This is a genomic window from Streptomyces sp. NPDC057010 (assembly GCF_042673805.1).
Lineage (GTDB): Bacteria > Actinomycetota > Actinomycetes > Streptomycetales > Streptomycetaceae > Streptomyces.
The window spans coordinates 202,319-217,128 of the sequence record NZ_JBHUSC010000003.1 but is presented as its reverse complement, the minus strand read 5'-3'; the positions used below and the strand labels follow the sequence as shown (position 1 = coordinate 217,128).

The 14,810-nt window shown below is 73.7% G+C and carries 1 protein-coding gene; it reads left to right on the top strand.

Features of this window, described 5'->3' with window-relative positions; genetic code table 11:
• Positions 1-258 precede the first annotated feature (258 nt).
• Positions 259-14,763, top strand: a complete 14,505-nt coding sequence (locus ACFTXQ_RS05265; RefSeq protein WP_382636262.1) for an SDR family NAD(P)-dependent oxidoreductase — start codon at positions 259-261, stop codon at positions 14,761-14,763.
• The last annotated feature ends 47 nt before the right edge of the window (positions 14,764-14,810 follow it).

The following is a 14,810-nucleotide window of genomic DNA, read 5'->3' as shown; positions in this document are numbered from 1 at the left end:
GCCGCGGCGCCCGCCCCGGCGGCGCTGTGTCTTTTTTGGTTTTTTTTGGTGGGCGCCGGGGGGGGGGGGGGGGGCCCCCCCCCCCCCCCCCGCCCCCCCCCCCCCGCTTTTGCCCGCTCCGAATATGTCAAGTCCCCGGCTAGGGGAACTTTAGGGGCTCTCAAGAGGGGCGTTGATCGTTAGGGTCAAGCCTGAGAGCAAGCAATGTGCGCGATCTCGAAAATGCCGTCGATTTGGTTATGGTGAGGTTGAGAGATGATGGACGCTGCATCCGTCGTAAATGGCGACTCAGTCGATCAGAATGACGAGATCGCAGTGGTCGGAATTGCCTGCCGATTTCCGCAGGCGCCGACTCCGGGGTCTTTCTGGGAACTGCTGAACTCGGGCCGGCACGCCGTCACCGGAATCCCGGCGGACCGCTGGGCCGGCGAAGGCCACGGCGCCTTCCTGGACCGGATCGACGAGTTCGACCCCGCGTTCTTCGGCATCTCGCCCCGCGAGGCCGTCTACATGGACCCCCAGCAGCGCCTGATGCTGGAGCTGGCCTGGGAGGTCCTCGAGGACGCGGGCGTCATCCCCGCGGACGTCAAGGGCAGCCGGCTCGGTGTCTTCGTCGGCACCATCTGGGACGACTACGCCAAGCTCATCTACCGCGACGGCGTCGACAGCGCCACCCAGCACACCACCACGGGCATCCACCGCAGCATCATCGCCAACCGGATCTCGTACTTCCTCGGCACCAACGGCCCCAGCCTGATCGTCGACTCGGGCCAGTCCTCCTCGCTGGTCGCCGTCCACCTCGCGTGCGAGAGCCTGCGGGGCGGCGAGGCCGACACCGCCATCGTCGGCGGCGTCAACCTCAGCATCCTGGCCGAGACCACCGAACTCTCCGCGCGCTGGGGCGGCCTGTCCCCGGACGGGCGCTGCTACACCTTCGACAGCCGGGCCAACGGGTACGTGCGCGGCGAGGGCGGCGGAGCCGTCCTCCTGAAGCCCCTCTCCCGCGCGCTGGCCGACGGCGACGACATCTACTGCGTCATCAAGGGCAGCGCCGTCAACAACGGCAGCGACGACTCCCTCACCACGCCGAGCCGCGAGGCCCAGGAGGACGTGCTGCGCCGCGCCTACGAGCGCGCCGGCATCGAACCCGGCGAGGTCCAGTACGTCGAACTGCACGGCACCGGCACCCCGGTCGGCGACCCGATCGAGGCCGCGGCCCTCGGCGCCGTCCTGGGCGGCGCCCGCGACGCGGACCAGCCCCTGCACGTCGGCTCCGTCAAGACCAACCTGGGCCACCTGGAAGGCGCCGCCGGCATCGCGGGCCTGATCAAGACCGCCCTCGCCGTGAAGCACCGCGCCCTCCCGGCCACCCTCAACCACGAGACCCCCAACCCGGCGATCCCGCTCACCGAGCTGAACCTGCACGTCCAGACCGAGGCCGGCACCTGGCCGCAGGCCGACCGGCCGCTCGTGGCGGGCGTCAGTTCCTTCGGCATGGGCGGCACGAACGCGCACGTGGTGCTGGAGCAGGCGCCGGTCACCGTGCCGGCGGCCGAGGGCGTGGCTCCGGCCGTGACGCCGTTCGTGGTGAGCGGCCGTACGGCCGGCGCGCTGGGTGCGCAGGTGGAGCGGCTGCGGGAGTTCGTCGCGGCTTCGGATGCGCGTCCGGTGGACGTGGGTGCCTCGCTGGTGGCGTCCCGCTCGCTGTTCGAGCACCGGGCGGTCATCGTCGGCGACGAGGTCGTCGAGGGTGTGGCCGGGTCCGGCCGCGTGGGCGTGCTGTTCACGGGTCAGGGTGCTCAGCGGGCCGGTATGGGCCGTGAGCTGTACGAAGCCTTCCCGGCGTTCGCCGCCGCCTTCGACGAGGTGCTGTCCCACCTCGACGGCTCGCTGCGCGAGGTCATCCTCTCGGGCGAGGGCCTGGACGAGACGGGGAACACGCAGCCGGCTCTGTTCGCCCTTGAGGTTGCGCTGTTCCGGCTGGTCGAGTCGTGGGGTGTGAAGCCGGAGGTTCTGGCCGGCCACTCCATCGGTGAGATCGCCGCCGCGCACATCTCCGGCGTGCTCTCGCTGGAGGACGCTGCCGCTCTCGTCTCGGCTCGTGGCCGGCTGATGCAGGCGCTGCCTGCCGGCGGCGCGATGGTTGCCGTCCAGGCGTCCGAGGAGCAGGTCCTTCCGCTCCTCGCCGGCCGTGAGGCCTCTGTCGGCATCGCCGCCGTCAACGGTCCGACGTCCGTGGTCCTGGCCGGTGTTGAGGCCGAGGTCCTGGAGATCGCCGGTTCGCTGGGTGTGAAGTTCAAGCAGCTCACCGTCAGCCACGCCTTCCACTCGCCGCTGATGGAGCCGATGCTCGACGACTTCCGCCAGGTCGTCGCCGGGCTGACCTTCAACGCCCCGCGCATTCCGATCGTCTCCACCGTGACCGGCGAGCCGGCCACCGCCGAGGAGCTGACCTCGGTCGACTACTGGGTCAACCACGTCCGCCGCCCGGTCCGGTTCGCCGATGCGGTCGCCACCATCGAGGCGCAGGGCGTCGAGTCCCTCCTCGAACTCGGCCCCGACGCGGTCCTGTCCGCGATGGCGCCCGCGGTCCCCGCACTGCGCAAGGGCCGTCCCGAGCCGGAGCAGCTCGTCACCGCCCTCGGCCGGCTGTTCACCACCGGTGTCCCGGTCGACTGGTCCGCGTACTACGAGGGCTCCGGCGCCCGTCGCGTCGAGCTGCCGACCTACGCCTTCCAGCGCGAGCGCTACTGGCCCGACACCGTGCTGTCCGACGCGCCCGCCCCCGCCGTGATCGCCAGCCTGCTCGCGCAGAAGCTCCAGGGGCTCGACTCCGACGGGCGTACGAAGGCCGTCACCGAGCTCGTGGTCGCCCACGTCGGCGCCGTCCTCGGTGACGTGACCGCCGTGGAGATGGGCCGCAAGTTCAAGGAACTGGGCTTCGACTCCTACATGACGGTCGAGCTCCGCAACAGCCTCGCCGTGGCGACCGGCATGCGGCTGCCCTCCAGCCTGCTGTTCGACCACCCGACCCCGCGGGCCCTCGTCGAGCACATCCTCGCGGAGACGGCGGACATCGACGCCGACACCACGGGAACCGAGGCGCTCCCCGCCGCCTACGCCGCCGATGAGCCGATCGCGATCGTCGGCATCGGCGTCCGCCTCCCGGGCGGCGTCGGCTCGCCCGAGGACCTGTGGCGGCTCGTCTCCGACGGCGCCGACGTCATCTCCGGCTTCCCGACCGACCGCGGCTGGGACCTCGACGGCCTCTACGACGCCGACCCCGAGCGCTCCCGTACGACGTACTCCGTCGAGGGCGGCTTCCTCCACGACGCCGGGCAGTTCGACGCGGGCTTCTTCGGGATCTCCCCGCGCGAGGCCCTGGCCATGGACCCGCAGCAGCGGCTGCTGCTGGAGACCGCGTGGGAGACCTTCGAGCGGGCGGGCATCGACCCCGAGTCGGTGCGCGGCACGCAGACCGGTGTCTTCGTCGGCGCCACGGTCCAGGACTACGGCCCGCGGATGTCCGAGGCCCCCGAGAGCGTCGAGGGCCACCTGCTGACCGGCAGCACGCCGAGCATCATGTCCGGCCGCCTGGCCTACTCCTTCGGCTTCCTCGGCCCGGCGATGACCATCGACACGGCCTGCTCGTCCTCGCTGGTCGCCCTGCACCTCGCCGCCCAGGCCCTGCGCTCCGGCGAGTGCTCCATGGCCCTCGCCGGCGGTGCGGCCGTCATGTCCACGCCCGGCATGTTCATGGAGTTCAGCCGTCAGCGCGGTCTCGCCGCCGACGGCCGCTGCAAGTCCTTCTCGGCCGACGCCGACGGCACCGGCTGGGCCGAGGGCGTCGGGCTCCTGCTCGTCGAGCGCCTCTCCGACGCACAGCGCAAGGGCCACAAGGTGCTGGCCGTGCTCCGGGGCTCCGCCGTCAACCAGGACGGCGCGTCCAACGGCCTCACCGCCCCCAACGGGCTCTCCCAGCAGCGGGTCATCCGGCAGGCGTTGTTCAACGGCCGCCTGACGGCGGCGGACGTCGACGTCGTGGAGGCGCACGGTACGGGTACCCGGCTGGGCGACCCGATCGAGGCCGAGGCGCTGCTCGCGACCTACGGCCAGGAGCACACGGCCGAACAGCCGCTGTGGCTGGGCTCGCTGAAGTCCAACATCGGCCACGCCCAGGCCGCCGCAGGTGTGGCCGGCGTAATCAAGATGATCATGGCGATGCGCGAGGGCGTCGTACCGAAGACGCTGCACCTGGGCGAGCCGACGCCGATGGTCGACTGGTCGGCCGGCGCGGTCGAGCTCGCGGGTGAGCAGCGGGAGTGGCCGCAGACCGGCCGCCCGCGCCGCTCGGCGGTCTCGTCGTTCGGTGTCAGCGGTACGAACGCGCACGTGGTGCTGGAGCAGGCTCCGGCGGTCGAGGAGACCGTGGCCGAGGGCGTCGCCCCGGCTGTTGCTCCGCTCGTCGTCAGCGGCCGGTCCGCCGACGCGCTGAAGGGGCAGGTCGAGCGGCTGCGGGAGTTCGTGGCCGGTTCGGACGCCCGTCCGGTGGACATCGGTGCCTCGCTGGTGGCGTCCCGGTCGCTCTTCGACCACCGGGCTGTGATCGTCGGCGACGAGGTCGTCGAGGGTGTGGCCGGGTCGGGTCGCGTGGGTGTTCTCTTCACGGGTCAGGGTGCTCAGCGGGCCGGTATGGGCCGTGAGCTTTACGAGGCCTTCCCGGCGTTCGCGTCGGCTCTCGACGAGGTGCTGTCGCACCTGGACGGCTCTCTCCGCGAGGTGATCTTCTCTGGTGAGGGTCTGGACGAGACGGGGAACACGCAGCCTGCTCTGTTCGCTCTTGAGGTTGCGCTGTTCCGTCTGGTCGAGTCGTGGGGGGTGAAGCCGGAGGTTCTGGCCGGTCACTCCATCGGTGAGATCGCTGCCGCGCACGTGGCGGGTGTGCTGTCCCTTGAGGACGCTGCCGCGCTCGTTTCGGCGCGTGGTCGTCTGATGCAGGCGCTGCCCGCGGGTGGCGCGATGGTTGCCGTCCAGGCTTCGGAGGAGCAGGTTCTTCCGCTGCTCGCCGGCCGTGAGGATTCCGTCGGCATCGCCGCGGTCAACGGCCCGACCTCTGTCGTCCTGGCGGGTGTTGAGGCCGAGGTCCTGGAGATCGCCGGTTCGCTGGGTGTGAAGTTCAAGCAGCTCACCGTCAGCCACGCCTTCCACTCGCCGCTGATGGAGCCGATGCTGGAGGACTTCCGCGAGGTCGTCGCCGGGCTGACGTTCAACGCCCCGCAGATCCCGATCGTCTCCACGGTCACCGGCCAGGAGGCCACGACCGAAGAGCTCACCTCCGTCGACTACTGGGTCAACCACGTCCGCCGCCCCGTCCGCTTCGCCGACGCGGTCGCCACCCTTGAGGTCCGCGGCATCGAGTCCCTCCTCGAACTCGGCCCCGACGGCGTCCTGACCGCCATGGCGGCCGAGGTCACCGAGATCCCGGCCGTCCCGGCACTGCGCAAGGGACGTCCCGAGGCCGAGCAGCTCGTCGCCGCCCTGGGCCGGCTGTTCACCACCGGTGTCCCGGTCGACTGGTCCTCGTACTACGAGGGCTCCGGCGCCCGCCGCGTCGAACTGCCCACCTACGCCTTCCAGCGCGAGCACTTCTGGCTGCCGGCCGACTCCGCCGCCGGCGACGTGTCCTCGGCCGGTCTGTCCTCCACCGGGCACCCGCTGCTCGGTGCGGCCGTCGAGCTTGCCGACGGGGAGGGCCTGATCCTCACCGGGCGCCTGTCCCTCCAGACGCACGGCTGGCTGAGGGACCACACCGTCTTCGACACGGTCCTCCTGCCCGGCACCGCGTTCGTCGAGCTCGCCACCCAGGCCGGCGACCGCGTCGGCTGCGACACCGTCGAGGAACTCACCCTCGCCGCCCCGCTGGTCCTGCCCGAGCGCGGCGCTGTCCAGGTGCAGCTCGCCGTCGGCGAACCCGACGCCTCCGGCCGCCGCGAGCTGGGCATCTTCTCCCGCCCCGACGGCGAGGGAGACGGCCGACCGTGGACCCGTCACGCCGGTGCCGTCCTCGCCGCCGCCGACGCAGGCGCCCCGCAGTCCGAGCTGCTCGTGTGGCCGCCGGCCGACGCGACCGAGATCCCCGTCGACGGCGCCTACGAGGGCCTGGAGGCCGAGGGCTACGCCTACGGTCCCGCCTTCCAGGGCCTGCGCCGCGCCTGGCGGACGCCCGACGGCACCCTCTACGCCGAGATCGCGCTCCCCGAGGAGCAGCGCACCGAGGCGGGTAAGTTCGCCCTCCACCCCGCGCTCCTCGACGCCACCCTCCACCCGCTCCTGCGCGGGGTCGTCGACGCGGACCGGCCGAGCGCCCTCCCGTTCGCCTGGTCCGGTGTCACCGTGCACACCGCCGGGGCCTCCTCCCTGCGGGTCCGCCTGACCTGGACCGGCCCGGAGACCGTGGCCATCACCGCCGCCGACGGCACGGGCACCCCCGTCGCCACCGTGCGCGAGCTGCTGTGGCGCCAGGCGTCGGCCGCATCCCTGCAGGGCGCCCGCGCCGATCAGGAAGCCGCGCTGTACCGCCTGGCCTGGACCCCGGTCGGCGCCCCCGAGGCCGCCGGACAGGCCGCCGGACAGGCCGCCGACTGGGCCCTCATCGGGACCGCCACGGTCCCGGGCCTGCCCGAGGGCATCGCCGCCCACGCCGACCTGGCCGCCCTCACCGCGGCCGGCACCGTGCCGTCGGCCGTCCTCCTGCCGGTGGACTCCCTCACCTCCGGCGCGGCCGGCCTGCCCGCCGCCGCCGGGGCCCTGACCCTGGACGTACTGGAACTCGTACAGCAGTGGCTGGCGGACGAGCGGTTCGCGGAGACGACCCTCGCCGTCCTCACCCGGGACGCGATCGCCGCCGGCGAAGACACCGAGGCCCGGAACCTGACGCAGGCCGCCGTATGGGGTCTGCTGCGCTCGGCGCAGACCGAGGCACCCGGACGTTTCGTCCTCGTCGACCTCGACGGCACCGAGGAGTCCGCCCGGGCGCTGCCTGCCCTGCTCGCGAGCGGAGAGCCGCAGCTCGCCGTACGGGCCGGTGCCGCCTTCGCGCCGCGCCTGGCGCGCACCGACGCCGACGAGCCCGCCCGGGCGGCCGAGCCCGCGTTCACCGCCGACGGCACCGTGCTCATCACCGGCGGCACGGGCGGCCTGGGTGCCCTCCTCGCCCGCCACCTGGTCACCGAGCACGGCGTACGCGACCTGCTGCTCGTCAGCCGGCGCGGCACCGCCGCCCCGGGCGCCGAGGACGTCGCCGCCGAGCTGACCGGGCTCGGCGCCCGGGTCACCGTGGCCGCCGCCGACGTCGCCGACCGCGAGGCGCTGGCCGGCGTGCTGGCCGCGATACCCGCCGAGCACCCGCTGACCGCCGTCGTGCACACCGCCGGTGTCCTGGACGACGGCGTCGTCCAGGGGCTGACGGCCGACCAGCTGGAGCGGGTCCTGCGGCCCAAGGTCGACGCGGCCTGGCACCTGCACGAGCTGACCGCCGGCCTGGAGCTGGACGCCTTCGTCCTCTTCTCCTCGATCTCCGGTCTGATCGGCGCCGCCGGCCAGGGCAACTACGCCGCCGCCAACACCTTCCAGGACGCCCTCGCCCACCACCGCCGGGCCGCCGGACTGCCCGCGACCGCCCTCGCCTGGGGCCTGTGGGAGCAGGGCGGAGGCATGGCCGACAGCCTCGACGGCACCGGCATCGCCCGCATGGCGCGGGCCGGCGTCGCCCCGCTCGCGCAGGCCGACGGACTGGCCCTGTTCGACGCCGCCGTCCGCCCCGGCCGCGAGCAGGCCCTGCTCGTCCCGATGCACCTGGACACCGCCCAGCTGCGCGCCCAGGCCGAACGCGGCGACGTCCACGCCCTGCTGAAGGACCTCGCGCCGCGCCCGGCCCGCCGGGCCCGCGCCGCCGCCCGCGACACGGCCGCCGCGCCGCTGCGGCAGCGGCTCGCCCCGCTGACCCCCGCCGAACGGCTGCGGGTGCTCACCGACCTGGTCGGCGCCCAAGTGGCCGCCGTACTCGGCCACGGTGACGCGGCCGCCGTCGGCCAGGAGCGCGCCTTCAAGGAGCTGGGCTTCGACTCCCTCACCTCCGTCGAGCTCCGCAACCGCCTCAACTCGGCGACCGGCCTGCGCCTTTCGAGCGCGCTCGTCTTCGACTACCCGACGCCCAAGGCGCTCGTCGAGCACCTGGTGGCCGAACTGTCCGACGACGCGGGCGCCGCCGCCGGCACGGTCCGCGCCGTCACGGCCGCGACCGCCGACGAGCCCATCGCCATCGTCGCCATGGCCTGCCGCTACCCCGGCGGCGTCGCCTCGCCCGAGGACCTGTGGCGGCTCGTCGCCTCCGGTACGGACGCCATCACCGGCCTGCCCGAGAACCGCGGCTGGGACGAGGACCTGTACGACCCGGACCCGGAGCGGGCCGGCAAGACGTACGTCCGCCACGGCGGCTTCCTGCACGACGCCGACGAGTTCGACCCCGGCTTCTTCGGGATCTCGCCGCGCGAGGCCCTCAGCATGGACCCGCAGCAGCGCCTGCTGCTGGAGACGGCCTGGGAGACCTTCGAACGCTCCGGGATCGACCCGGCCGACCTGAAGGGCAGCCAGACCGGCGTCTTCACCGGCGTCATGTACCACGACTACGCGCCCAAGGTCGGGCAGATGCCGGAGGAGCTGGAGGGCATCCTGCTCACCGGCAACACCGGAAGCGTCATCTCCGGCCGCCTCTCCTACACCTTCGGGCTGACCGGCCCGTCCATCACCGTGGACACCGCCTGCTCCTCCTCGCTGGTGGCCCTGCACCTCGCCGCGCAGGCCCTGCGGGCGGGCGAGTGCGACATGGCGCTCGCCGGCGGTGTGACCGTCATGTCCACGCCGGGCACGTTCGTCGAGTTCAGCCGCCAGCGGGGCCTGGCCCCCGACGGCCGCTCGAAGTCCTTCTCCGCGGGCGCCGACGGCACCGGCTGGGCCGAGGGCGTCGGTCTGCTTCTGGTGGAGCGGCTCTCCGACGCGCAGCGCAACGGGCACAACATCCTCGCCGTCGTCCGCGGCACCGCCGTCAACCAGGACGGCGCGTCCAACGGCCTGACCGCCCCCAACGGCCCGTCCCAGCAGCGCGTCATCCGCCAGGCCCTGGCCAACGCCCGCCTGACCCCCGCCGACGTCGACGCGGTCGAGGCCCACGGCACCGGCACCCCCCTCGGCGACCCCATCGAGGCCGAGGCGCTGCTCGCCACCTACGGGCAGGAGCGCACCGGGGACGAGCCGCTGTGGCTGGGCTCCCTCAAGTCCAACATCGGCCACAGCCAGGCGGCCGCCGGTGTCGGCGGTGTCATCAAGATGGTGATGGCGATGCGCGAGGGCGTCCTGCCCAAGACGCTGCACGTCAGCGAGCCCTCCCCGGTGATCGACTGGGAGTCGGGCGCGGTCGCGCTGCTCACCGAGGAGCGCGCCTGGCCGGACACGGAGCGGGCCCGCCGGGCCGCCGTCTCCTCCTTCGGCATCAGCGGCACCAACGCCCACGTCATCCTGGAGCACGCCCCGCAGGCCGCGGCGCAGACCACGGGCACGGCGCCCGCCGTCACCCCGTGGATCCTGTCCGCCCGCGGATCGGGCGCCCTGCGCGGCCAGGCCGAGGCCCTGCGCGGCTTCGCCGCCGCCGAGGACGCCCCCCGCACCCAGGACATCGGCCTCTCGCTGGCCGGCACCCGCGCCCTGCACGAGAACCGTGCCGTGGTCCTGGGCGCCGACCGCGACGGCCTGCTGGCGGCCCTCGACACCCTCGCGTCGGGCGGCGGCGACAGCACGGTCGTCACCGGCACCGCGACCGCCACCCGCGACAAGACCGTGTTCGTCTTCCCGGGCCAGGGCTCCCAGTGGATCGGCATGGCCACCGAACTCCTCGACACCTCCCCGGTGTTCGCCGAGTCCATCCACGCCTCCGCCGCCGCCCTCGCCCCCTACACCGACTGGAACCTCCTCGACGTCCTGCGCGAGGACCCGGCCGACCCGGCCTCGTCCTCCTTCCAGCACGTCGACGTCGTCCAGCCCACGCTGTTCGCCGTCATGGTGGCCCTGGCCGCCGTCTGGCGCTCGTACGGGGTCGAACCGGCGGCCGTCCTCGGTCACTCGCAGGGCGAGATCGCCGCGGCCTGCGTCGCCGGCGCACTCTCCCTCGACGACGCGGCCCGGATCGTGGCCCTGCGCAGCCAGGCCCTGAAGGCCCTCGCGGGCCTCGGCGGGATGATGTCGGTGCCGCTGCCCCGGGAGCGGACCGTCGCCGAGCTGGCCCCGTGGGGCGAGCGGATCTCCGTGGCGGCCGTCAACGGACCGTCCTCGACCGTCGTCTCCGGCGACTCGGCCGCCCTCGACGAGCTGTACGAGGCCCTCGTGGCCGCCCAGGTCGACGCCCGCCGGATCCCCGTCGACTACGCCTCCCACTCGGCGCACGTCGAGCGGATCGAGGAGGAGCTCGCCGAGCTCCTCGCCCCGGTCAGCCCCCGCCGCGCAGAGGTGCCCTTCTTCTCCACCGTCACCGCCGACTGGGCCGACGGCACGGAGATGGACGGCGGCTACTGGTACCGCAACCTGCGCCAGACCGTGCTGTTCGAGGACGCCACACGGGCCCTGCTCGCCCAGCGGCACGACGTGTTCCTCGAGATGAGCCCGCACCCGGTGCTCGCCGTCGGCCTCGCCGAGACCATCGAGGCGGCCGGCGCGGACGGCCTCGTCGTCGGATCGCTGCGGCGCCACCGCGGCGGCCTCGACCAGCTCCTCACCTCGGTCGCCACCGCCTTCGTCGGCGGCGTCCCCGTCGACTGGTCCGCGTACTACGAGGGCTCCGGCGCCCACCGCGTCGACCTGCCCACCTACGCCTTCCAGCACGAGCGGTTCTGGCTGGCGGCGGAGGCCGCCACCGGCGACGTCACCTCGGCCGGCCTCGACGCGGCGGGCCACCCGCTGCTCGGCGCCGCCCTCGGCCTCGCCGACGGCGAGGGCCTGATCCTCACCGGCCGCCTGTCCCTCCAGACGCACGGCTGGCTGAAGGACCACACCGTCTTCGACACGGTCCTCCTGCCCGGCACCGCGTTCGTCGAGCTCGCCACCCAGGCCGGCGACCGCGTCGGCTGCGACACCATCGAGGAACTCACCCTCTCCGCGCCGCTGATCCTGCCCGAGCGCGGCGGCGTCCAGCTCCAGCTGACCGTCGGCGAACCCGACGCCTCCGGCCGCCGCGAGCTGGGCATCTTCTCCCGCCCCGACGGCGAGGAGCAGCCCTGGACCCGCAACGCCACCGCCACCCTCGGCGCGGCCGACCGGACCACCGCGGCCGGACTCACCGCCTGGCCGCCGGCCGGTGCCACCGAGGTCGACCTCGACGGCGTCTACGACCGCCTCGCCGACCAGGGCTTCGGCTACGGGCCGCTCTTCCAGGGCCTGCGCCGCCTGTGGCAGCAGGGCGACGACGTCTTCGCCGAGGTCGCCCTCGCCGAGGAACTCGCCGCCGACGCCGGACAGTTCGCACTGCACCCGGCCCTCCTCGACACCGCGCTGCACCTGCTGCTCCCCGGAGTCGCCGGCAGCGACCGCCAGGCCGGACTGCCGTTCGCCTGGTCCGGAGTGACCGTCCACGCCACCGGAGCCTCCGTGCTCCGCGTGAAGGCCACCTTCTCCGGCACCGACGCGGCGTCCTTCCTCATCGCCGACGGCGCGGGCGCCCCCGTGGCCACCGTCGAGGAGCTCACCCTGCGGCCCATCTCCCGCGAAGCCCTCCAGGGCGCGGGCTCCGCACACAACGACGCGCTGTTCCGCCTCGACTGGGCGGCCCTGCCCACCCAGGAGCCCGGAGCGGCCCACGACGCCACCGGCTGGGCCCTCATCGGCTCGGCCGGCCACCAGCTCACCGGAGCGGCCGGTGCCACCGTCCACCAGGACCTGGCGGCACTGACCGGCTCGGTGACCGAGGGCGCCCCGGCTCCCGCGGTCGTCCTGCTGCCCATCCCCCGGGGCGGCAGCGTCGATGCCCACACCGCGGGAGCCGCGGCGCACCGGACCCTGGAGACCGTGCGCACCTGGCTCGCCGACGACCGGTTCGCCGAGACCCGGCTCGTCCTCCTCGTCCACGACGCCCAGTCCGTCCTGTCCGGCGAACCCGTCAACGACCTCGCCGCGGCCACCGTGTGGGGCCTGCTGCGCTCCGCGCAGACCGAGAACCCGGACCGCTTCGTCCTCCTCGACACGGACGGCCCCGGCATCCCGGCCGCCGCGCTCGCCGCGGCCATCGAGGCGGGCGAGGTCCAGCTGGCGCTGCGCTCCGGCGAACTCCTCGCCGCCCGCATCGCCCGCCCCTCCGGCAGCCTCAGCACGCCGGACGTCCCCGAATGGCGTGTGGTCGCCCCCGTCAAGGGCACCCTGGCCAACCTGTCGATCGCCCCGTGCCCCGAGGTCGCCGCGCCGCTGCGCGACGGCGAGGTCAGGGTCGCGCTGCGCGCGGCCGGCCTGAACTTCCGCGACGTCCTCGTCGCGCTCGGCCTCGTCCCCGAGAACGGCGCCCAGATGGGCCGTGAAGGCGCCGGCGTGATCACCGAGGTCGGGCCGGGCGTCACCGACCTGCGCGTCGGTGACCGGGTGATGGGCCTGTTCGACGGCGCGTTCGCCTCCGTCGCCATCGGCGACCGCCGCCTGATCGCGCGGATGCCCGACGGCTGGAGCTTCGCCCAGGCCGCGTCCGTCCCCGTGGTCTTCCTGACCGCCTACTACGGCCTCGTCGACCTCGGCCAGGTCCGCGAAGGCGAATCGGTACTGGTCCACGCGGCCGCCGGCGGCGTCGGCATCGCCGCCGTCCAGCTCGCCCAGTACCTCGGCGCCGAGGTCTACGGCACCGCCAGCCCCGGCAAGTGGGACACCCTGCGCGCCCTCGGCCTGGACGACGACCACATCGCCAACTCCCGCACCCTCGACTTCGAGGAGCAGTTCGCGAAGATGAGCGACGGCCGGGGCGTGGACGTGGTCCTCAACTCCCTCGCCGCCGAGTTCATCGACGCGTCGCTGCGCCTCATGCCGGCCGGCGGCCGGTTCCTGGAGATGGGCAAGACCGACATCCGCGACGCGGACCGGCTCGCCGCCGACCACCCGGGCGTCGACTACCAGGTCTACGACCTCACCGTCCTCGCCCGCACCGAGCCCGACGCCGTCGGCGGCGTCCCGGACCGGGTGCAGGAGATGCTCGTCGAGATCCTCGCGCTGTTCGAGAAGGGCGTCTTCAAGCCCCTTCCCGTCACCGCCTGGGACGTGCGCCGCGCACCGGAGGCCTTCCGGTTCCTCCAGCAGGGCCGCAACGTCGGCAAGGTCGTCCTGACCGTCCCCGCCAAGCCCGACCCGGAGGGCACCGTCCTCATCACGGGCGCCACCGGCGGCCTCGGCACCCTCGCCGCCCGCCACCTCGTCACCGAGTACGGCGTACGCAACCTGCTGCTCACCAGCCGGCGCGGACTGGCGGCACCGGGAGCGGAGGACCTCAAGGCCGAACTCACCGCGCTCGGCGCCCGGGTCACCTACGCGGCCTGCGACGTCGCCGACCGCGAGGCACTGGCCGCGCTGCTGGCCGACGTGCCGGTCGAGCACCCGCTCACCGGCGTCGTCCACACCGCCGGCGTCCTGGACGACGGCGTCATCGCGGACATGACCCGCGAGCAGTTCGACCGGGTCATGCTGCCCAAGGCCGACGCGGCCTGGCACCTGCACGAGCTCACCGAGGACCTGGACCTGTCCTTCTTCCTCCTGTACTCGTCCGTCGGCGGGCTCATGGGCGCCGGCGGCCAGGGCAACTACGCCGCCGCCAACGCCTACCTCGACGCCCTCGCCCAGCACCGCAGCCACCGCGGCCTGCCCGCCGTCTCCATGGCGTGGGGCCTGTGGACTGAAGCCAGCGGCATGACCGGCCACCTCGACGAGACCGACCTGAAGCGCATGGCCCGCGGCGGCCTGATCGCCCTGTCCTCCACCGTGGGCATGGAGCTCTTCGACGCGGCCCAGCTCCTCGGCGACCCCGTCGTCGCGGCCACCAAGCTCGACACGGCCGCCCTGGCCCGCCAGGGCGCCGGACTCCTGCCGCTCTTCCGCGGCCTGGTCCGCAGCACCCCGCGCCGGGCCGTCGCGGGAGGCGCCGTCGAGAGCAGCGTCTCCCTCGAACAGCGCCTGGCGGCACTGCCCGAGGCCGAGCGCGGCACCCTGCTCATCGACCTGGTGCGCACGCAGGTCGCGACCGTACTGGGCCACGCCAACCCCGACAGCGTCGACGAGGACCGGGCGTTCAAGGCCCTCGGCTTCGACTCGCTCACCTCGGTGGAGCTCCGCAACCGGCTCAACGTCGCGACCGGACTGCGCCTGCCCACCGCGCTCGTCTTCGACTACCCGACGCCCGTCGAGGTCGCCGGCTTCCTCCGGGAGCAGTTCGACCTCGGGGACGCGGCACCCGCCGACGGGGCGGCCGCCACGGCAGCGCCCGTACTCGCCGAACTCGACCGGATCAAGGCCGGACTCGTCCAGCTCCTCGCCGATGAGGCCGCCCGCGACGAGATCGGCGACCGCCTCGCCGAACTGCTCGCCCTGTGCGGGCGCGAGGCCGGCGCCAAGTCCGACGGCAACGACGCCACGGACGGCCTCGACGACGCGACGGACGACGAGCTCTTCGCCCTCATCGACGGAGGCCTGGAGTGACGGCGACCCCGCACCCGACCTCGAACCACCGACCCCACCGCACGACC